The 21,068-nt window shown below is 70.7% G+C and carries 17 protein-coding genes and 1 tRNA gene; 3 read left to right on the top strand and 15 right to left on the bottom strand.

The window, feature by feature from the left end; all coding sequences use genetic code 11:
• Positions 1-98: 98 nt before the first annotated feature.
• From ABZ434_RS09560 to ABZ434_RS09500, 13 genes are all read right to left on the bottom strand, one after another.
• Positions 99-740: a protein-tyrosine-phosphatase gene (locus ABZ434_RS09560; protein ID WP_306083207.1), complete on the bottom strand. Its 642-nt coding sequence runs from the start codon at positions 738-740 to the stop codon at positions 99-101.
• Positions 737-1,384 carry an L-threonylcarbamoyladenylate synthase gene (locus ABZ434_RS09555; protein ID WP_328896367.1) on the bottom strand — a complete coding sequence of 216 codons (648 nt, stop codon included), beginning with the start codon at positions 1,382-1,384 and terminating at the stop codon, positions 737-739. Before ABZ434_RS09555 ends, ABZ434_RS09560 begins: the two co-directional genes overlap by 4 nt.
• Positions 1,385-1,448: 64 nt before the next feature.
• Entirely contained in the window at positions 1,449-2,294 is an 846-nt protein-coding gene (prmC, locus tag ABZ434_RS09550) for a peptide chain release factor N(5)-glutamine methyltransferase (RefSeq protein WP_359133465.1), read from the bottom strand.
• 48 nt (positions 2,295-2,342) lie between these two features.
• Positions 2,343-3,419: a peptide chain release factor 1 gene (gene prfA / locus ABZ434_RS09545; protein WP_359133707.1), complete on the bottom strand. Its 1,077-nt coding sequence runs from the start codon at positions 3,417-3,419 to the stop codon at positions 2,343-2,345.
• Between the two features lie 150 nt (positions 3,420-3,569).
• On the bottom strand, positions 3,570-3,794 hold the full coding sequence (gene rpmE, locus ABZ434_RS09540) for a 50S ribosomal protein L31 (protein WP_359133463.1): 225 nt from the start codon (positions 3,792-3,794) through the stop codon (positions 3,570-3,572).
• 142 nt (positions 3,795-3,936) lie between these two features.
• The gene (locus tag ABZ434_RS09535) at positions 3,937-5,037 is read right to left on the bottom strand and encodes an LCP family protein (protein WP_359133461.1); all 1,101 of its coding nucleotides are present in this window, start codon (positions 5,035-5,037) and stop codon (positions 3,937-3,939) included.
• 343 nt (positions 5,038-5,380) lie between these two features.
• Positions 5,381-7,441, bottom strand: a complete 2,061-nt coding sequence (gene rho, locus ABZ434_RS09530) for a transcription termination factor Rho (protein ID WP_359133459.1) — start codon at positions 7,439-7,441, stop codon at positions 5,381-5,383.
• Positions 7,442-7,827: 386 nt separating this feature from the next.
• On the bottom strand, positions 7,828-8,745 hold the full coding sequence (gene thrB / locus ABZ434_RS09525; protein WP_359133457.1) for a homoserine kinase: 918 nt from the start codon (positions 8,743-8,745) through the stop codon (positions 7,828-7,830).
• 447 nt (positions 8,746-9,192) lie between these two features.
• Positions 9,193-10,263: a threonine synthase gene (thrC, locus tag ABZ434_RS09520; RefSeq protein WP_359133455.1), complete on the bottom strand. Its 1,071-nt coding sequence runs from the start codon at positions 10,261-10,263 to the stop codon at positions 9,193-9,195.
• Between the two features lie 6 nt (positions 10,264-10,269).
• A complete protein-coding gene (locus ABZ434_RS09515; RefSeq protein WP_359133453.1) occupies positions 10,270-11,571 on the bottom strand; it encodes a homoserine dehydrogenase in 1,302 nt (433 codons plus the stop codon).
• 123 nt (positions 11,572-11,694) lie between these two features.
• Positions 11,695-13,086: a diaminopimelate decarboxylase gene (gene lysA, locus ABZ434_RS09510; protein WP_359133451.1), complete on the bottom strand. Its 1,392-nt coding sequence runs from the start codon at positions 13,084-13,086 to the stop codon at positions 11,695-11,697.
• Positions 13,087-13,112: 26 nt separating this feature from the next.
• On the bottom strand, positions 13,113-14,186 hold the full coding sequence (nrtL, locus tag ABZ434_RS09505; protein WP_359133449.1) for an ArgS-related anticodon-binding protein NrtL: 1,074 nt from the start codon (positions 14,184-14,186) through the stop codon (positions 13,113-13,115).
• Between the two features lie 55 nt (positions 14,187-14,241).
• Positions 14,242-14,655 carry a response regulator gene (locus tag ABZ434_RS09500; protein WP_359133447.1) on the bottom strand — a complete coding sequence of 138 codons (414 nt, stop codon included), beginning with the start codon at positions 14,653-14,655 and terminating at the stop codon, positions 14,242-14,244.
• A gap of 225 nt (positions 14,656-14,880) precedes the next feature.
• Between ABZ434_RS09500 and ABZ434_RS09495 the strand changes: the two genes are divergently transcribed.
• A tRNA-Arg gene (locus ABZ434_RS09495) sits at positions 14,881-14,952 on the top strand.
• Positions 14,953-15,102: 150 nt separating this feature from the next.
• Here ABZ434_RS09495 and glyA read toward each other — a convergent pair.
• Complete coding sequence (gene glyA / locus ABZ434_RS09490; protein WP_359133445.1) at positions 15,103-16,386, bottom strand: serine hydroxymethyltransferase; 1,284 nt, start codon at positions 16,384-16,386, stop codon at positions 15,103-15,105.
• A gap of 409 nt (positions 16,387-16,795) precedes the next feature.
• Between glyA and ABZ434_RS09485 the strand changes: the two genes are divergently transcribed.
• Positions 16,796-18,706 carry a S53 family peptidase gene (locus tag ABZ434_RS09485; RefSeq protein WP_359133704.1) on the top strand — a complete coding sequence of 637 codons (1,911 nt, stop codon included), beginning with the start codon at positions 16,796-16,798 and terminating at the stop codon, positions 18,704-18,706.
• A gap of 98 nt (positions 18,707-18,804) precedes the next feature.
• Here the strand turns inward: ABZ434_RS09485 and ABZ434_RS09480 are convergent, their stop codons facing one another.
• Entirely contained in the window at positions 18,805-19,971 is a 1,167-nt protein-coding gene (locus ABZ434_RS09480; RefSeq protein ID WP_359133443.1) for a Ku protein, read from the bottom strand.
• 60 nt (positions 19,972-20,031) lie between these two features.
• Between ABZ434_RS09480 and ligD the strand changes: the two genes are divergently transcribed.
• A complete protein-coding gene (ligD, locus tag ABZ434_RS09475; RefSeq protein ID WP_359133441.1) occupies positions 20,032-20,928 on the top strand; it encodes a non-homologous end-joining DNA ligase in 897 nt (298 codons plus the stop codon).
• Positions 20,929-21,068: the final 140 nt, after the last annotated feature.

The raw sequence follows: 21,068 nt of genomic DNA, 5'->3' as shown, positions 1-21,068 counted from the left end.
CGCTGTCGTGGGCCGTGGCGCACCGCCCGGGCCCCTCGGGTGGCCCCGGTGGCCGTACGGCCCTCAGAGCGGCGTGGGGGGATCTCCCGGGCGTCGGTTCAGCGTGGCGCCGAGACGCCGGTCAGCGCGGTGACGACCGGGTCGAGGGCCTGGTTGATCTCGTCCCCGATGGACCGGAAGAACGTGATGGGGGCGCCGTACGGGTCGTAGACCTCGTCTGCCTCGGCGGTCGGGGCCAGCAGCCAGCCGCGGAGCGCGGCGGCGGCGCGGACCAGGGCGCGGGCACGCTCGACGACGCCCTCGTCGCTCGCGTCGGGCAGCGTCGCGGGGTCTATCGCCCGGACCAGCCGGGTGAATTCCTTGAGCGTGAAGGTCCGCAGTCCGGCCGAGTGACCCATCGAGATCACCTGGGCCCGGTGGTCCCGGGTGGCGGTGAGCACCAGGTCGGCCCGGATCACGTGTTCGTCGAGCAGTTCGCGGCCGACGAATCCGGTGGCGTCGGCGCCGAAGTCGGCGAGGACCACCTCCGCGTTGGCCTCCATCGGGGCGCCCTCGTGCCCCCAGGTGCCCGCGCTCTCCACGATCAGCCCGCCCTGGAGCGGGTCGCCCAGGCGGTCCACGAGGGCATGGCGGGTCAGCCGCTCGGTGATCGGTGAGCGGCAGACGTTGCCGGTGCTGACGTGGAGGATGCGGAAGGTGTCGGTCTGCCCCGCTATGCCACGCCCCTCAGGGGCGGTCAATTGGCCACCTCGAGGTCGGGTACCACCTTGCGCAGCTCCTCCGCGGAGAGCGCACCGGCGCGCAGCAGGACCGGCACCTTGCCGGTGACGTCGACGATCGAGGACGGAACGATGCCCGGGGTGGGGCCGCCGTCGAGGTACACGGACACGGAGTCGCCGAGCATCTCCTGGGCGGCGTCGCAGTCCTCGGGTGAGGGGTGTCCGGTGAGGTTGGCGCTGGAGACGGCCATCGGGCCGACCTCCGTGAGCAGTTCGATGGCGACCGGGTGCAGCGGCATCCTGATGGCGACGGTGCCGCGGGTGTCACCGAGGTCCCACTGGAGCGACGGCTGGTGCTTGGCGACGAGCGTGAGCGCGCCCGGCCAGAACGCGTCCACCAGTTCCCAGGCCTGCTCGGAGAAGTCGGTGACCAGGCCGTGCAGGGTGTTCGGAGAGCCGATGAGGACGGGCGAGGGCATGTTGCGGCCGCGCCCCTTGGCCTCCAGGAGGTCGCCGACGGCCTCCGAGGCGAAGGCGTCCGCACCGATCCCGTACACGGTGTCGGTGGGCAGCACGACCAGTTCGCCGCGGCGGACGGCGGACGCGGCCTCGCGCAGACCCGTCGTACGGTCCGTGGCATCGTTGCAGTCGTATCGCCGTGCCATCAGCCGGCCTCCTCAAGCATGTACGGGTAGGGCTGGTACGGGTCGTGCGGGTGGTTGCCGTCGGTCACGGCATGGCCTTGCGGGCCGTGGCGAACCGGGGACGCCTGTTCAGGTCGGGGTGGTCGGCCGCATCGGCCCAGCCCCGTTCCTCGGTGAAGATCCACGGCACCTGGCCGCCCTGGGTGTCGGCGTGCTCGATGACGACGAGGCCGCCGGGGCGCAGCAGACGGTGGGCGGTGCGCTCGATGCCGCGGATGGTGTCGAGGCCGTCCTCGCCGGAGAAGAGGGCCATCTCCGGATCGTGGTCACGGGCCTCGGGGGCCACGTACTCCCATTCGGTGAGCGGGATGTACGGCGGGTTGGAGATGACCAGGTCGACCTGACCGTCGAGCTCGGGAAGGGCCGTCAGGGCGTCTCCGCGGTGCACGGTGACCCTGGACCCCTCGGCGTTCTTCCTGGTCCATTTGAGGGCGTCCTCGGACAGCTCGACGGCGTGCACGCGCGAGCGCGGCACCTCCTGAGCCATGGCGAGGGCGATGGCGCCCGATCCGGTGCACAGATCGACGATCAGCGGCTCGACCACGTCCATCGCGCGGACGGCGTCTATCGCCCAGCCGACGACCGACTCGGTCTCCGGCCGGGGCACGAAGACGCCGGGTCCGACCTGGAGCTCCAGATAGCGGAAGAAGGCGCGTCCGGTGATGTGCTGGAGCGGTTCGCGGGCCTCGCGCCGGGCGACGGTCTCCCAGTAGCGGGCGTCGAAGTCGGTGTCCGGCACGTTGTGCAGCTCGCCCCGCTTGACGCCGTGCACGAACGCGGCGAGTTCCTCCGCGTCGAATCGCGGTGAAGGGACACCGGCGTCGGCCAGCCGCTGGGTGGCCTGGGCCACCTCGGCGAGCAGCAGGTTCATCGCGGTTCTCCGTACGGGTTACGAGCGGTGCGGGGCGGTGGTGCTCAGTTACGCGGCGGCGAGCTTGGCTGCGGAGTCGGCGTCGACACACGCCTGGATCACAGCGTCCAGGTCGCCGTCGAGCACCTGGTCCAAGTTGTACGCCTTGAAGCCGACGCGGTGGTCCGAGATCCGGTTTTCCGGGAAGTTGTAGGTACGGATCTTCTCGGACCGGTCGACCGTCCGCACCTGGCTGCGGCGGACGTCGGACGCTTCCTGTTCGGCGGCCTCCTGGGCGGCGGCGAGGAGCCGTGAGCGCAGGATACGCATGGCCTGCTCCTTGTTCTGGAGCTGGCTCTTCTCGTTCTGGCAGGAGGCGACGACGCCGGTGGGCAGGTGCGTGATGCGGACCGCGGAGTCGGTGGTGTTGACGGACTGGCCGCCGGGACCGGAGGAGCGGTACACGTCGATCCGGAGATCGTTGGCGTGGATCTCGACCTCGACCTCCTCGGCCTCGGGCGTGACGAGCACACCGGCGGCGGAGGTGTGGATGCGGCCCTGGGACTCGGTGGAGGGCACGCGCTGCACGCGGTGCACGCCGCCCTCGTACTTCATCCGGGCCCAGACGCCCTGGCCGGGTTCGGTGGCCCCGTTGCCGCCCTTGGTCTTCACGGCGACCTGGACGTCCTTGTAGCCGCCGAGCTCGGACTCGGTGGAGTCGATGATCTCGGTCTTCCAGCCGACGCGCTCGGCGTAGCGCAGGTACATACGCAGCAGATCACCGGCGAACAGGGCGGACTCGTCGCCACCCGCGCCCGCCTTGATCTCCAGGAGCACGTCCTTGTCGTCGCTGGGGTCACGAGGTACGAGCAGGAGGCGGAGCTTCTCGGTGAGCTCCTCGCGCTCCTTCTCCAGGTCCTTGACCTCGGCGGCGAAGTCGGGGTCGTCGGCGGCGAACTCGCGGGCGGTCTCGATGTCGTCGCCGGTCTGCTTCCAGGAGCGGTACGTGGCGACGATCGGGGTCAGCTCGGCGTAGCGCTTGTTGAGCTTGCGCGCGTTGGCCTGGTCGGCGTGGACCGACGGGTCTGCGAGCTTCTTCTCGAGATCGGCCTGTTCGCCGATCAGTTCCTCGACCGCCTCGAACATCTTCGGGCTCCTGGTTCCTTCGCTCATCGTGCCTGCCGGCCGGCGGGTGCCTGCCGGGCGGGATACGGGGTTGCCGTGGTCCCGGCCGGAAAAAAACGCCGGTCCCGGCGCCCCCGGGAAGAGGGCGCCAAGGACCGGCGCAGTGGCTCGCTACTTGCTGGCGGTGCCGGCGGCCTTGCCGAAGCGGGCCTCGAAGCGGGCCACGCGGCCACCGGTGTCGAGGATCTTCTGCTTGCCCGTGTAGAACGGGTGGCACTCGGAGCAGACGTCGGCACGGATGGCGCCGCTGTCCAGGGTGGACCGAGTGGTGAACGACGCGCCACAGGTGCAGCTGACCTGCGTCTCGACGTACTGGGGGTGAATGTCGCGCTTCAAGGGTTTCTCCTAGGTTCGGGAGGGCGCCGGGTCGTACGCGCGGATTGCGCGTCCGTGAACCGGGGCCGACGTACCAGTCTGCCAGGACCGGCCGTATCTCCCAAAACGGGGGTCGGCCGCCCGCTATTCCCGGGGGAGGCCGTCACTGCACGATCTGCCCTGCGTCGCCCTTGTCGCCCGCCGACTTCTCGGTGGCGGAGGCGGGGATCGGCCGGTCGTCGAGGAGCGCCTTCCACACCTGTTGGCCGGCCTTCTCCTGCGGGATGACGCGGTTCGGGTCGGCCGGGTCGTACTCGACGGGAAGGGTCACCATGTGGACGTCGTCGGAGCCGAGCCCCTTGAGGCCGCTCGCGAAGGACGCGAGCTCCTTGACCGAGCCCAGGTCGGAGTCGGTGGTGATGGCCTTGGTGGCGGTGTCCGCGATGCCGTACAGCTTGGTGCCGTTGAGGATGCCGACACTCTTGGCCTGCTCCATCAGCGCCTTGATGAAGGCCTGCTGGAGCTGGATGCGGCCGAGGTCGCTGCCGTCGCCGACACTCTTGCGGGTGCGGACGAGGCCGAGCGACTCCTCGCCGTTCAATGTGTGCGTGCCGGGTCCGAGGTGCAGATGGCTCTTGGAGTCGTTGATCGCCTGCTTGGTGGTGATCTCGACGCCACCGAGCTTGTCGACCAGCTTCTTGAAGCCGGTGAAGTCCACCTCGATGTAGTGGTCCATGCGGATCCCGGACATCGCTTCGACGGTCTTGACCGCGCAGGCCGGCCCCCCGACCTCGTACGCCGTGTTGAACATCGCGCGCTGCTGCCCGGCGACGGGCTGTCCGCTCTCGTCGCCGGTGCACTCGGGCCGGGTGACGAGGGTGTCGCGCGGGACGGAGACGACGCTCGCCGTCCTGTGACCCTTGTTGACGTGCACCACCATCGCGGTGTCCGAGCGCGCGCCGCCCTGGTCCTCGCCGTACTGCGCGTTGGCGCCGGAGCGGGAGTCCGAGCCGAGCACGAGGATGTCCTCGGAGCCGTTGTCGACGTTGTCGGGGCGGTCCTTGCCGAGGGCGTTGTTGATGTCGACGGCCTTGAGGTTGCCGTTGAGGTGGAAGTACGCGTAACCGAGTCCCGATCCGCCGACGACGACCAGGCCGGCCAGACTCCACACGGCCACGGCGGTCGCCCTGCGGCGGCGGGACGGCTTCCTCCGGCGCTTGCCGGTGGCCCGTATTCGGCTGCTGCTCCCGCTCTGCTCGCTCATCCGTCTCCTCGTTCCTCGGCTGCTCCCGGCTACCCCCTGCAGTGGTGTGCGGGCCTGTATGCCGTTCTGTCGCTCCTGATGTCGCTCTTGGTCACGACGCGGCGGCGACAAGAAGGGTTGCACAGGGACCTGTCGTCCCCGTGTGAGCCCGGACGGTGTCCACGGGGGTGCGGGAACAGCTGGTGACCCGGCGCTCACCTGCGGTTTCTTGCCTCCTACAGACAACGGGAGGCCGCTGCGCGGCCCACCGGCCGTGTGGCGAAGGTCTCGGGCCGGCAACGGCACAGGGCCGCCCCCGCACCGGAGTGCGGGGGCGGCCCTGTGTACGGCCGACGGACTCGGACTAGTCGTTGTTGCCCGGGGCCGGCGTCGTCTTCTGGATCTGGAGCAGGAACTCCGCGTTGGACTGGGTCTTCTTCATCCGGTCCAGGAGGAGCTCGATCGCCTGCTGCTGGTCCAGCGCGTGGAGCACCCGGCGCAGCTTCCAGGTAATCGCCAACTCGTCGCTGCCGAGCAGGATTTCCTCCTTACGGGTGCTGGACGCGTCGACGTCCACCGCGGGGAAGATGCGCTTGTCGGAGAGCTTGCGGTCGAGCTTGAGCTCCATGTTGCCGGTGCCCTTGAACTCCTCGAAGATCACCTCGTCCATGCGCGAGCCGGTCTCGACGAGCGCGGTGGCCAGGATGGTCAGCGAACCGCCGTCCTCGATGTTGCGCGCCGCACCGAAGAAGCGCTTCGGCGGGTAGAGCGCGGTCGAGTCGACACCACCGGACAGGATGCGTCCGGAGGCGGGGGCCGCGAGGTTGTACGCGCGTCCCAGGCGGGTGATCGAGTCCAGCAGGACGACCACGTCGTGACCCAGCTCGACGAGGCGCTTGGCGCGCTCGATGGCCAGCTCGGCAACGGTGGTGTGGTCCTCGGCGGGACGGTCGAAGGTCGAGGAGATGACCTCGCCCTTCACCGACCGCTGCATGTCGGTGACCTCTTCCGGACGCTCGTCGACCAGGACGACCATCAGGTGGCACTCGGGGCTGTTGACCGTGATCGCGTTGGCGATCGCCTGCAGGATCATGGTCTTACCGGTCTTCGGCGGGGCCACGATCAGGCCTCGCTGGCCCTTGCCGATGGGGGCGACCAGGTCGATGATCCGCGTCGTCAGGACGTTGGAGTCGGTCTCCAGGCGGAGCCGGTCCTGCGGGTAGAGCGGCGTCAGCTTCTGGAACTCCGGACGGCCGCGGCCGGTCTCCGGCGCCATGCCGTTGACCGAGTCGAGGCGGACCAGCGCGTTGAACTTCTCGCGGCGCTCGCCGTCCTTGGGCTGGCGCACGGCACCGGTGACGTGGTCACCCTTGCGCAGGCCGTTCTTGCGGACCTGGGCCAGCGAGACGTACACGTCGTTCGGGCCCGGCAGGTAGCCGGAGGTCCGGATGAACGCGTAGTTGTCGAGGATGTCCAGGATGCCCGCGACCGGGATCAGGACGTCGTCGTCGGTGACCGGCGGCGCGTCGCTCGCGAAGTCGTCGCGGCCACGACGACCGCGGCGGTCGCGGTAGCGGCCACGGCGGCCGCGCCGGCCGCCCTCGTCGTCGAAACCGTCGTCCTGCGGTCCGCCCTGCTGGCCCTGGCTCTGTCCCTGGCCGCCCTGGCCGCCGCCCTGGCCGCCCTGACCACCCTGACGCCGGCCCTGGCCGCCGCCCTGGCTGCCGCTCTGCTCGTCGCCCTTGCCGCGACGGTCGCGCTGACGCTCACGGCGCTCACCGCGCTCGCCCCGCTCACCGCGCTGGCCGCGGTCCTGACGGTCGCCACGACGGCCCTCGGCGTTGTCCGCGGCGGCTTCGGCCTTGGACTCGGAACGGTCCTCGGCAGGAGCCTCGTGCTTGGGCTCGTCCTGCGTGCGGTCCTTGGCCTGCGCCTTGGTGTCCGGCTTGGTGTCCGGGCTGCCCGCCTGCGCGGTCGCACGCCGCCGACGACGCTCGCCCGCGGGCTGGTCGTCGCTGGCCGGCTGGCCGGGGATGTCGATCTGCTGCTGGGCCGTGGCCTTCTCGGCGGGTGCGGCGGCCGGGGTCTCGTCCCCGGCGCCGGTGCGCGCCTTGGAGGTGGCCCGGCGCTTCGGCTTGGTCTCCGCCTCTTCGGCGGGGGCCGACGCGGCCTTGGCCTTGGGCGCGGAGCCGCCGGCCTGGGTCTCCTTGATGACCTCGATCAGCTGGCTCTTGCGCATCCGCGCAGTGCCCTTGATCCCGAGGCCGGACGCGACCTGCTGCAGCTCGGCCAGGACCATGCCGTCAAGGCCGGTGCCGGAGCGGCGGCGCCGTGCGGTGGTGCCAGTGGCAGCACCTTCGGCGGGCGCGGCGCTGTCGACGCTCTTGTCGGCAGTCACGCCCATCAGATCGGTGGTGTCGCTCACGAAGGGTCCTTCCCTGGAGCGGACGTCGGCCTTCTGGCTCGGCGACCGGTTGTGCTGTCCGACTGCGGTCTTCGGTGTGGACCGTGCCGGGGCGGTGGTCCGCCGGATAGGTACGGCGGAGAGATGAACGTGTGCATGGGCCCGGCGCGAGCATCCCCCTGCTCGGCCCACTCCTGGACGAGCGAGGGGTGTCGTGCCGGTTCCGGAGCGTGCTCAAAACTGCTCAGGCAGGCTGCTCAGGCAGTTGGGGAGGCTCCCGGAAGAAAAGGTGGTCCCGGAAAGGGACACGAAGCAACGCGCCACATAGACGTCGATTGCAGACTTGAGGTTAACACTACCGGCTCCAACAAACATTCCCCCTCTCACTCACCGGCAATCACTTCCCGCTAAGGCGCGAGCGGCAGCACGCACGCGCCCTGGGCATCGAGAGCGAGCCGGTTGGCCGCCCATCCCTCGCCCGCCAGGCGTGCGACCTTGTCGGCAGCACCGTCCTCGGCAAGCGCCAGCACGGTCGGCCCGGCGCCGGAGATCACCGCGGGCACCCCGTCGGCGCGCAGCCGGTTCACGAGTTCCACGCTCTGCGGCATCGCCGGTGCGCGGTACTCCTGGTGGAGCCGGTCCTCGGTGGCCGTGAGCAGCAGCTCGGGGCGCCTGGTCAGAGCCTCGACGAGGAGCGCGGCGCGGCCGGCGTTGAAGGCGGCGTCGACGTGCGGGACGGTGCGCGGCAGCAGTCCTCGGGCGGTCTCGGTGAGCACCGGCTTGCCGGGGACGAAAACCACCGGAACGATGGAATCAGCGGGATCCATCCTGATGGCGCGGGCCGATCCGCCGTCCATCCACGCCAGTGTGAAGCCGCCCAGCAGGCAGGCGGCGACGTTGTCCGGGTGGCCCTCGATCTCGGTGGCGAGCTCCAGCAGGGCCTCGTCGTCGAGCCGGGCGTCACCGCCGGTCGTCACGGCACGGGCGGCGACGATGCCGGCGCAGATGGCGGCGGAGGAGGACCCGAGGCCGCGGCCGTGCGGAATGCGGTTGGCGCAGACGATCTCCAGCCCGCGAGGCTGTCCGCCGAGCAGGTCGAAGGCCGTACGCATGGACCGTACGAGCAGGTGCTTCTCGTCGCGGGGCAGCGTGTCCGCGCCCTCGCCGGCGATATCGATGTGCAGCCCGGAGTCGGCGACTCGGACGACCACGTCGTCGTACAGGCCCAGCGACAGGCCGAGGGCGTCGAAACCCGGGCCCAGGTTGGCGCTGGTTGCGGGGACGCGCACCCGGACGGCGGCGGCTCGGAAGGCGGGACCGGCCATCGCTCTGACGACTCTCCTTGTGAGGCGGCGGGGAATTCGAGGAGCCGCGGGGTCTTTCGGGGCTTCGCGGCTCTTCGGGTTCTGCTTCTGTGCGGCTCTTCGGGATTCTGCTGGGGCTCAGGGATTTCGGGGGTCTGCGGGTGTGTGGGGATTCTTCGGGGCGTGTGCGGCGGCGGGTACGGCCTGACCCCTGCAATGAACCGACGGCCGCAACGGCCCGAGCACCCCGGCATATGCGGCGGGGCGGGTTGGGTACAGCTTATCGAAGGAAGGTTCTGTCGCGACATAGGGCGCACAGGAGGCGCACGATGCGTGTCGCACCCGTTCGATGCGCTCTCTGCCCCGAAAACGGGCGTTTGAGCTGCCTTTCCGATGAACCGTCGCGGCGGCCGCACCCGGGGCCCGTCGTACGGACCGGGGGTGCGGCCGCCCTGTGGCGGTGTACGGCTACACGAGGCCCAGCTTCTCGGCGGCGGTGACCGCGTCGACCGGCACGGTGACCGGCTGGGGGGCGCCGGCGACGGCCCAGTCCGGGTCCTTGAGCCCGTTGCCGGTGACCGTGCAGACGATCTTCTGACCGGGGTCGACCTTGCCCTCTTCGGCGGCCTTGAGCAGGCCGGCGACGGACGCGGCCGACGCGGGCTCCACGAAGACGCCCTCCTGCGAGGCCAACAGGCGGTAAGCAGCGAGGATCTGGCGGTCCGTCACCTCGTCGATGAAGCCGCCCGACTCGTCCCGCGCGGCGAGCGCGTACTGCCAGGAGGCCGGGTTGCCGATCCGGATCGCGGTGGCGATGGTCGACGGGTCCTTGACGATCTCGCCCCGCACGATGGGCGCGGAACCGGAGGCCTGGAAGCCCCACATCCGCGGCCTGTGCGTGGACAGCCCGTCCTTGGCGTACTCCGTGTACCCCTTCCAGTACGCGGTGATGTTGCCCGCGTTACCGACCGGGAGGACATGGATGTCCGGAGCGTCGCCGAGCGCGTCGACGATCTCGAAGGCGGCGGTCTTCTGACCCTCGATGCGCACCGGGTTGACCGAATTGACCAGCGCCACGGGGTAGTTGTCCGAGAGCGAGCGGGCCAGCGTCAGGCAGTCGTCGAAGTTGCCGTCGACCTGGAGGATCTTGGCGCCGTGGACGAGCGCCTGGCCCATCTTGCCGAGTGCGATCTTGCCCTGCGGCACGAGGACGGCGCAGACCATTCCGGCCCGCACCGCGTACGCGGCGGCGGAGGCGGAGGTGTTGCCGGTGGAGGCGCAGATGACGGCCTGCGCGCCCTCCTCCTTGGCCCGGGTGATGGCCATCGTCATGCCGCGGTCCTTGAAGGACCCGGTGGGGTTGGCGCCCTCGACCTTGAGGTGCACCTCGCAGCCCGTGCGCTCGGAGAGGACCTGAGCGGGAACGAGCGGCGTGCCGCCTTCACGGAGCGTGACGACGGGCGTCGTGCTCGTGACCGGAAGACGGTCCCGGTACTCCTCGATGATGCCGCGCCACTGGTGGGTGCCCTTGGTGGTCATGGGTCCTTACTCCCCTTCAACACGCATGATGCTGGCGACACCGCGCACGGTGTCGAGCTTGCGCAGCGCCTCGACGGTCCCGGAAAGGGCGGCGTCGGGCGCGCGGTGGGTGACGACGACGAGGGAGGCCTCGCCGCTGCCGTCCTGTCGGACTTGCTGGCGGACCGTATCGATCGATACGCCCGCTTCGGCGAAGACCGTCGCGACCTGGGCGAGTACGCCAGGCTTGTCGGCCACGTCGAGACTGATGTGGTACCGCGTGACGACGTCGCCCATGGGGCTCACCGGAAGACGCGTGTACGCGGACTCACCGGGCCCGGGGGCCTCGTTGAGTTTGTTGCGGCAGACCGCGACGAGGTCGCCGAGGACCGCGGAGGCGGTCGGCGCGCCACCGGCGCCGGGGCCGTAGAACATCAGCTGCCCGGCGGCCTCGGCCTCGACGAACACCGCGTTGTACGCCTCGCGGACGGAGGCCAGCGGGTGGCTGAGCGGAATCATCGCGGGGTGCACGCGGGCGGTGACGGACTGTCCGTCGGCCGCCCGCTCGCAGATGGCGAGGAGCTTGACGGTGCAGCCCATGCGGCGGGCGGAGGCGATGTCCGCGGCGGTGACCTCGGTGATGCCCTCGCGGTGCACGTCGCCGATCCTCACCCGGGTGTGGAAGGCGATTCCGGCGAGGATCGCGGCCTTGGCGGCGGCGTCGAAGCCCTCGACGTCGGCGGTCGGGTCCGCCTCCGCGTACCCGAGGGCGGTGGCCTCGTCGAGCGCCTCGGAGTAGCCGGCGCCGCTCGTGTCCATCTTGTCGAGGATGAAGTTGGTGGTGCCGTTGACGATGCCGAGGACCCGGTTGACCTTGTCGCCGGCGAGGGACTCGCGCAGCGGACGGACGAGCGGGATGGCACCGGCCACGGCGGCCTCGTAGTAGAGGTCCCGGCCGTGCTGCTCGGCGGCGGCGTGCAGAGCGGCACCGTCCTCGGCGAGCAGCGCCTTGTTGGCGGAGACGACGCTCGCGCCGTGCTCGAAGGCGGTGGTGATGAGGGTGCGGGCGGGCTCGATGCCCCCGATGACCTCGATGACGACGTCGATGTCGCCCCGTTTGACCAGGGCGGTCGCATCGGTGGTGATCAGTGCGGGGTCGATTCCCTCGCGCACCTTGGAGGGCCGGCGCACGGCGACGCCGGCGAGCTCCACCGGTGCGCCGATGCGCGCGGCGAGGTCGTCGGCGTGCGTCGTCATGATGCGGGCCACCTCTGAGCCGACCACTCCACAGCCCAGCAGCGCCACCTTCAGCGGACGCGTACGCATCATCCGACCTCGTTTCCTTTACATCTGATGTGTGAACCAGTCTCACTCACCGGACGGGGGTTTCCGCCACCCGTCCGGATCCTGAGATGTTTGGCAGGCCCCGGGGTCTCCCCCGGGAATAAAGCGTCAGCCGACGTCGAGACGCAGAAGATCTTCCTCCGTTTCGCGCCGGACGATGACCCGGGCCTGTCCGTCGCGCACGGCCACGACGGGCGGACGCAGGGCGTGGTTGTAGTTGCTCGCCATGGAGCGGCAGTACGCGCCGGTGGCGGGCACGGCGATCAGGTCGCCGGGGGCCAGGTCGGACGGCAGGAACGCGTCCTTGACCACGATGTCACCGCTCTCGCAGTGCTTGCCGACGACCCGGACGAGCATCGGCTCGGCGTCCGAGGTGCGCGAGACGAGCGCGACGCTGTACTCGGCGTCGTACAGCGCGGTGCGGATGTTGTCCGACATGCCGCCGTCGACACTGACGTACGTACGCAGCCCTTCCAGGGGCTTGATGGTCCCGACCTCGTACAGCGTGAAGGCGGTGGGCCCGACGATGGCGCGGCCGGGCTCGACGGAGATCCGGGGGGTGGCGAGTCCGTTCGCCTCGCACTCGCGGGTCACGATGTCACCGAGCGCCTTGGCGATCTCGTGCGGTTCGCGCGGGTCGTCCTCGGAGGTGTACGCGATGCCGAGGCCGCCGCCGAGGTCGATCTCGGGCAGTTCGATGCCGTGCTCGTCCCGCACCTCGGCCAGCAGCTGCACCACGCGCCGGGCGGAGACCTCGAAACCGGCCATGTCGAAGATCTGCGAGCCGATGTGCGAGTGGATGCCGATGAGTTCGAGCCCGTCGAGCGTGAGGGCCCTGCGGACGGCCTCGGCGGCCTGCCCGTCGGCCAGCGCGATGCCGAACTTCTGGTCCTCGTGCGCGGTGGCGATGAACTCGTGGGTGTGCGCCTCGACGCCGACGGTGACCCGGATCTGTACGCGCTGGCGCCTGCCGAGCCGCTGCGCGATGTGGGCGACGCGGACGATCTCCTGGAAGGAGTCGAGCACGATCCGGCCGACGCCGGCCGCGACGGCCCGCTCGATCTCGTCGACCGTCTTGTTGTTTCCGTGGAAGGCGATGCGCTCGGCGGGCATCCCGGCATCGAGCGCGCAGGTCAGCTCGCCGCCGGAGCAGACGTCGAGGTTGAGGCCCTCCTCCTGGAGCCAGCGCACGACCGCCCGGGACAGGAAGGCCTTGCCGGCGTAGAAGACGTCGGCGCCGGGTCCGAACGCGTCGGACCATGCGCGGCAGCGGGCCCGGAAGTCGGACTCGTCGAGGAAGTAGGCCGGCGTGCCGAACTCCTCGGCCAGCCGGGCGACTTCGATCCCGCCGACGGTCAGGCCACCGTGCTCGTCCCGGGTGACGGTGCGGGCCCAGACCTTCTCGTCGAGGACGTTGAGGTCCTCGGCGGGGGCGGTGTAGTGGCCCTCCGACATGACATCGGCGTGGCGGGGCCCGGCGGGGTGTGCGGATCGGCTCATCGTGATGCTCTGCTCTCTCGGGTCTCTCAGAGGTGTTCGGGTGCGCTGATACCGAGCAGGGACAGGCCGCCGGCCAGCACCGTCCCGGCGGCCTCGGCGAGGGCGAGCCGGGAGCGGTGGGCGGCCGAGGGTTTCTCGTCCCCGACGGGAAGCGGCGAGACGGTGTCCTGGAAGTCGAGGAAGGCGCGCGCGACCGCTTCGAGGTGCCGGGCGAGCCGGTCGGGGGCGCGGTGGCGTGCGGCGGAGGCGAGTACGGCGGGGTGGTCGGCGACGAGGGCGAGGAGCGCGAGCGCCTCGGCGCCGGGGCTTTCGACGGCCTCCTGGCCGGGGGTGCTCGTGAACCCGAGGCGCCCGGCGGCGCGGTTCAGTGCGTGGACACGGGAGTGCGCGTACCGGACCAGGAAGAGCGCGTTGGCCTCGCCCTGGACGAGGAGGTCGTCCCCCAGCGGAGCACGGTCGTGCCCGGCCGGCCGCAGCAGGCCCCAGCGGGTCGCGTCGGCCCCGAGCCGGCCGAGGAGCTCACCGGCGGTGGCGCCGGCCGGGACAGGCCGTATCTCCGTCCCCGTGGAGGACGGTTCCGCTGCCTCGCCGGCGATTCCCAGCCGTACCCAGTCCGGATCGGGCGCCACGTCGCAGCCGACGTGCACGACCGCGCCCTGCGCCCGCGCGAGCGCGCCCACCGCATGGGCGGTGACGGCTGCCCGGACCTCGCGGGCATGGCGCAATCGCAGCGGTTCCCCGGCGAGCGCGTCCCCGTGCCCGTACCGCGTCCCCTGCTCCCGTACCCGGTCCACGAGCGCGCGGTGCGCGTCGGCGGAGGGGTCCAGCGTGAAGTTCAGGAACCCCGGCCCGGTGATCTCGACCCGCCCGATGCCGGGCACCCGGGCCACCCGCTCCCGCAGGATCTCGGCCACTTCCCGCGCGGTCAGGGCGGCGGGCCCGGCCAGCTGGAGGGCGACGGCGCTGGCGTAGTCACCGCGTCCGCCGGGTCGTGTCCGCTCTACTCGCACGCGCGCGGGGACGGGCGCGTGCAAGGCGTTCTCGTCGACCGCACGGCGCACGGCGCGCAGCACGGTCATGGAGAGATCGGCGGGGGTCACGGGACAAGCGTATGGGAGGAAGGGGGGCCTTTCGCGAACGCGTTTCGCCATCCGGTCAGCCGGCGGCACTCTCCGCCCGCCCGACCCCCTGCCGGCCGTCGAACAGCGGGGGGCGCCCGCGCTCCATCAACTGCCGTACGACCCGCACGAGCTCGCTCGGCTCGAAGGGCTTGGCGAGGAACGCATCGACACCCGCCTCGACACCGTTGTCCACCTCGTACGGCGTGCAGGCGCTGATGATCGCCACGGGCAGATGCCGGGTCCGCGGATCGGAGCGCAGTCTGGTGGCCGTCTGGAGACCGTCCAGCCGGGGCATCACGACGTCGAGGGTGATCACATCGGGGCTGACCCGGTGCACCAGATCCAGACACTCGACACCATCGGCCGCGGTCACGACCTCGAAGCCCTCCAGCTCGAGATTGACCCTGATCAACTGCCGGATGACCTTGTTGTCGTCGACAACAAGCACGCGGCCGCATGCCCCTGACACCCTTCGAGGGTAGGCGCGGCCAAGTGGCTGCGTCCGGGTTTTGCCCACTTCCGTCCCCGGACGGGTGGCGAAGGGGGTGGCCGGATGTGTGTGCGAGCGTCGGGCGGGCCTCACGGCACCCGGCGGGAACGCGGAAATACCTGTTCACGGGCACCGGGTGGAAGCTGGTAGTGTTTCACTCGTCGCAGAGCAAGACAGCGATACGCCCCCGTAGCTCAGGGGATAGAGCATCGGCCTCCGGAGCCGGGTGCGCAGGTTCGAATCCTGCCGGGGGCACTTCGCAGGAAGTGCCGAAAAGACCTTCTGACCAGTGGAAACACTGAGCAGAGGGTCTTTTTCATATCCGGCCGAACACGGCCCCGTCTCCGAGGAGGGGCTCCGAGGTGCGGCACCGGGCGTCCGGCGCCGCACCCTCCCACCGGCGGATCAGCCCACCGGCAGCCCCGGTGCCGGGTACCCGTCCATCAGCGCCTTCACCTCGGCGCGGACCGTCGTGACGGTGGCCTCGTCGCCGGTGCGGGCCGCGACGACCACGCGGTCGATCCAGCCCGCGACGGTGGCCATCTCGGAGGCGGGGACGCCGCGTGAGGTCAGTGCCGGGGTGCCGATGCGGATGCCGGAGGGGTCGAAGGGCTTCCGGGTGTCGTACGGAACGGTGTTGTAGTTGACGACGATGCCGGCGCGGTCCAGGGCCTTGGCCACGGTCTTGCCGGGGACGTCCTTGTCCGTGAGGTCGATCAGCAGCAGATGGTTGTCGGTGCCGCCCGAGACGAGGTCGAAGCCGCGGGCCGCCAGCTCCTCGCCCAGCGTGCGGGCGTTGGTCACCACGTCGTGGGCGTAGGTACGGAAGTCAGGCGCGGCGGCTTCGCGCAGCGCCACGCCGATGGCCGCCGTGGTCTGGTTGTGCGGGCCGCCCTGGAGGCCGGGGAAGACTGCGCGGTCCAGGGCGCGGGCGTGTTCGGCCCGGCTCAACAGCATCGCGCCGCGGGGGCCGCGGAGGGTTTTGTGGGTGGTGGTGGAGACCACGTCCACGTGCGGGGCGGGCGAGGGGTGCGCCCCGCCGGCGATCAGGCCCGCGATGTGGGCGATGTCCGCGACGAGGACCGCGCCCACCTCACGGGCGATCCGGGCGAAGCCCGCGAAGTCGATCTCTCGGGGGACGGCCGTGCCGCCGCAGAAGATCAGCTTGGGCCGCTCGGCGAGGGCCAGGTCGCGCACCTCGTCGAGGTCGACGCGGCCTGTGTCGCGCCGCACTCCGTACCGGACACCGTTGAACCACGTGCCGGTGGCCGAGACGCCCCAGCCGTGGGTGAGGTGGCCGCCCATGGGGAGCGCCATGCCGAGCACCGTGTCGCCGGGCTTGAGGAAGGCCAGGTAGACGGCGAGGTTGGCCGGTGAGCCCGAATACGGCTGCACATTGGCGTGGTCCATGCCGAAGAGCGCCTTGGCCCGTTCGGCGGTGAGCGTCTCGACCTGGTCGATGATCTGCTGGCCCTCGTAGTGCCGCTTGCCGGGGTAGCCCTCGGAGTACTTGTTCTGCAGCACGGTGCCCGATGCTTCGAGCACGGCAGCGGAGACGTAGTTCTCACTGGGGATCAGGCGGAGGGTGTCGGCCTGGAGCTGCTCCTCGGCGGCCACCAGCGCGGCCAGTTCCGGATCGGCTGCCGCCAGGGCGGAGTGGCGGGGACGTGCGGGTACGGATGTGGTCACGGGATCCTCCCGGGCCGGCCGCACTGCTGCGGCGTTGACCCGGATGCCCAGGCGGACGGCTCTCCGGAGATGACGCCCCGGGCGGGCCCGGGGTGTGCCGCTCCCTAGTGGTCGATTCCACTGAGCGCCTTCGAAGGGCGCGCGCCAGTCGCGGTGTCCCGGACTCTACCCGGGCCTGCCCGCACATGCCGGTCGGGGTGTCAGATCTTCGGCGATTCGGCGTCAACCGGACGGTGTGGAGCACCCCTTGGCCGATTCTTGGCAAATACATGCCCCCTGCATGAGGTGTTCCTCGCCAGAGTGGCGCATTACATGTGCACATCATTCGGCACATGCTCCACACGCGAGACCCACATCGCAGGGGGTTGTTTTGAGAATCAGCCGCGCCCGACGACGCGCCGCACTGAGCATGGCGGCGACACTGCCACTGCTCGCCGGTGCGCTCGCCCTCGGGATACCCGACGCCAGCGCGGATTCGTCGCCGGGCGGCCGGGACGCGCTGCAGGGCACCAAGCCTGCCTGGGCCACCGCCACGGCCGACCGGGGCGCCGCGGCCGACAGCGCGAAGGTCGCCGTCCGGGTCCACCTCGCCGGACGGGACGCGAAGGGGCTGGCCGCCTACGCCGCCGCCGTCTCCGACCCGCAGTCGCCTTCGTACGGGAAGTACCTGAGCGCCGCGCAGGCGCAGGCACGGTTCGGGGCCACCCGGGACCAGATCGACCGCGTCGGCCGGTGGCTGGAGTCCAACGGGCTGACCGTCACGGGCGCCAACCAGCACTACGTCTCCGCCACCGGTGAAGTGGCGCAGAGCGAAGCGGCGTTCGGAACCCAGCTGCGCAACTACCGCAAGGCGGGGCACACCTACCGGGCCCCGGCCGCCACCGCCTCCGTGCCCGCCGCGCTGAGCGATGTCGTGCTCGCCGTCTCCGGCCTCGACAACGCCCCGCACAGGTCGAGTCACGACGAGGTGCTGCCGCCGCCGGACGCGGTGTTCCGCAACTCCGGACCGTTCTCCTCGTACTTCGGGTCGAAGACCGCCTCCACCCTGCCGAGTGCGTACGGCGCCAAGGTGCCGTACGCCGTCAAGGGGTACACGGGCAAGCAGTTGCGCGCCGCGTACGGGGCCGGCGGCTACACCGGCCAGGGGGTCACCGTCGCGATCACGGACGCGTACGCCTCCCCCACCATCGCGAAGGACGCCGCCGAGTACGCGAAGCGCAACGGCGACGCGCCCTACCGGCGCGGACAGCTCAGCCAGGTGCTGCCGGACGACTACACGAAGACCGAGGAGTGCGGGGCCTCCGGCTGGTACGGCGAGGAGACCCTGGACGTCGAGGCCGTGCACGCCGTCGCGCCCGCCGCGGACATCGTGTACGTGGGCGGCGCGTCCTGCTACGACAACGACCTGCTGGACTCGCTGAACAAGGTCGTCGACCACCGGCTCGCGGACATCGTCTCCAACTCGTGGGGCGACATCGAGGCCAATCAGACACCCGACCTGGCGCTCGCCTACGACCAGGTATTCAAGATGGGCGCGGTCGAGGGCATCGGCTTCTACTTCTCGTCGGGCGACGACGGCGACAACGTCGCGTCCACCGGCACCAAGCAGATCGACGTCCCCTCCAACTCCGCCTGGGTGACCTCGGTCGGCGGTACGTCACTGGCCGTCGGCAAGCACGACACGTACCGGTGGGAGACCGGCTGGGGCACGTTGAACGCTCCGCTGGCGGCGGACGGCAGGAGCTGGACGGGCTTCCCCGGCCCCTACACCTCGGGCGCGGGCGGCGGCACCAGCTCCACCGTGAAGCAGCCGTTCTACCAGCGGGGCGTCGTGCCGGACTCGCTGGCGAAGGCGAACGGGAAGACCCGGATGCGGACGGCCCCCGACATCGCGGCCGTCGCCGACCCGAACACCGGCTTCCTGGTGGGCCAGACGCAGACGCTGCCGGACGGATCGCTGGGCTATGACGAGTACCGCATCGGCGGTACGTCGCTGGCGGCGCCGGTCATCGCCGGTGTCCAGGCCCTGGCGCAGCAGGCCCAGCGCGGGCGACCGATCGGTTTCGCCAACCCGGCAATCTACGCCCGCTACCACTCGAAGGCGTACCACGACGTGACGGACCACCCCCTGGGTGCCGGGCATGATCTCGCGGTCGCCCGGGTGGACTTCGTCAACGGGTACGACGCGGCGGACGGCCTGCGGACCTCTGTGCGCAGCCTGGGCAAGGACGCCTCGCTCTCGGCGGTGCGGGGGTACGACGACGTGACGGGTGTCGGTACACCGGCCTCCGGCTACGTGAGCTCCTACCGCAGGCGCTGAGTCCCGGGCGGGGACGAGGCCGGGCGGCCGTCACGGGGGTGAGCCCTCGTGGCGGCCGCTCGGCCTTCTCCGGTGTGCCGGTGGCCGGGGCGGCCCGGTTACGCGGAAGCCCGTTTGCGGGAGGCGGCCTTCGTGCCGCTCTGCTTCTTGGCCGCCGTCTTCTTGGACGCGGCGCTCTTGGACGTGGTGGTCTTGGACGCGGTGGCCTTGGACGCGGTCTTCTTCGTGCCGGACCCGCCGCTGGAGGCGCTCTTCTTCGCCGCCGGTCTGCCCGTGCTCGCCGTGGACTTCTTCGCGCCCGTGGACTTGGGCGAGGAGGCGGCCTTGCGGGCCCCCCCGCCGGAGCCCGATCCGGACGAGGCGCGCGACACCGTCTTGCCCGTGGGGGTCTTGCGGGTGGTGGAGTCCGACGACTTGCGGTCCGCGAGGGAGGTGACTTTCGCGGAGGGCGCGTCCTCCCCGTCCGCCTCGCCGGCATCACCCTCGCCCCGGGCCTCCTTCGCCGCTCGCACGCTGCTCTCCAGGGCCGCGAGCAGGTCGATGACCTTCCCGCCGCCGGTGCCGCCGGACTCGGGCGGTTCCAGGACCTCCCCGGAGGCCTTGGCCGCGATCAGTTCCTCGACCGCCTCGCGGTAGTCGTCGTGCAACGAGTCCATGTCGACCTCGCCGAGCGTGTCCATCAGGGCGTCCGCCAGGTCGAGTTCGGCGTCGCGGACCGACACGTCGCTCTCGGGGGCGACGCCTTCGGGAGCCCGGATCTCGTCCGGCCAGAGCAGTCCGTGCATCGCGATCACGTCGTCGACCACGCGCAGCATCCCCAGGCGCTCCCGCCCGCGCAGCGCGTACTTGGCGAGGGCCACCTTCTGGCTCCGCTTGAGCGCCTCGCGCAGCAGGGTGTACGGCTTGGCGGCCGGCACCCCGTTGGCGGACAGGTAGTAGGCCGCGTCCATCTGGAGCGGGTCGATGGAGTCGGCCGGCACGAAGGCGACGATCTCGATCGTCTTGGCGGTGGGCAGCGGAAGCGAGCCGAGGTCCTCGTCGGTGATCGGGATCATCGAGCCGTCCGCGTCCTCGTACGCCTTGCCGATGTCGGAGGCGGTCACTTCCTCGCCGTCCAGTTCGCACACCTTGCGGTAGCGGATGCGGCCGCCGTCGGCGGTGTGGACCTGGCGGAAGGAGATCGAGTGGTTCTCGGTGGCGTTGACCAGCTTGATCGGGATGCTGACCAGCCCGAACGAGATGGCGCCGTTCCAGATGGACCTCACCGGTCACCCCTTACATGCGTTACGTCCGTATAGAACACAGTTTCATGTGATTCTTATCGTATGACGCCGATCACAGTGGTGGAGGGGCGGCGGGTGCCGCTCAGCAACCTGGACAAGGTTCTGTATCCGGCCACCGGCACCACCAAGGGAGAGGTGCTGCACTACTACGCGGCCACGGCCGCCGAGGTGCTGCTGACGCATCTGCGGGACCGGCCCCTTTCCTTCCTGCGCTATCCCGACGGGCCGGACGGGCAGCTGTTCTTCACGAAGAATCCGCCGCCCGGTACGCCGTCCTGGGTACACACCGCCCCGGTGCCGCACCACGAGAAGGAGCAGGCCCGGCAGGTCGTCGTCCAGGACCTCGCCTCGCTGATGTGGGCGGCCAATCTGGTGGTGGAGTTCCACACCCCGCAGTGGCGGGCCGACGCGCCGGGTCTGGCTGACCGGATGGTGTTCGATCTGGACCCGGGGGCGCCCGCGACGGTCGTGGAGTGCTGCACGGTCGCTCTCTGGCTGCGGGAGCGGCTGGCCTCGGACGGACTGGAGGCGTACGGGAAGACCTCCGGGTCCAAGGGGCTGCACCTGCTCGTACCGCTGGAGCCCACCGCCTCCGAGCGGGTGTCGGCGTACGCGAAGACGCTCGCCGTCCAGGCGGAGAAGGAGCTTCCGGATCTGGTGGTGCACCGGATGAGACGGGCACTGCGACCGGGCAAGGTGTTCGTCGACTTCAGCCAGAACGCGGCGGCGAAGACGACCGCCACCCCCTACACCCTGCGCGCGCGGGCGGAACCGGCCGTCTCCGCGCCGGTCACCTGGCCGGAGATCGAGGCGTGCCGCAGGCCCGGGGCCCTCGTCTTCCTGGCCGGTGACATGACGGAGCGGCTGAAGCGGTACGGCGATCTGCTCGCACCGCTCACCGAGCCGGGCCGGGGGCGGCCGATTCCGGACACTCCGTAGGGCTCCGGTGGCCGGGACATACCGCATCGTCCCAGGTGTTGTCATGTTCAAGGGCAAAAGGCGGGATGGGGCGGGTGGATTGTCCGAGCGGTGGTGCACACTCTGCGCAGACACTGCTTCGTGGGAAACCGTGGGGAGGC

Origin of the sequence: Streptomyces sp. NPDC005761, from assembly GCF_040630635.1 — a bacterium.
Lineage (GTDB): Bacteria > Actinomycetota > Actinomycetes > Streptomycetales > Streptomycetaceae > Streptomyces.
The sequence above is the reverse complement of the archived record's forward strand: the minus strand, read 5'-3'. Positions and strand labels throughout refer to the sequence as shown.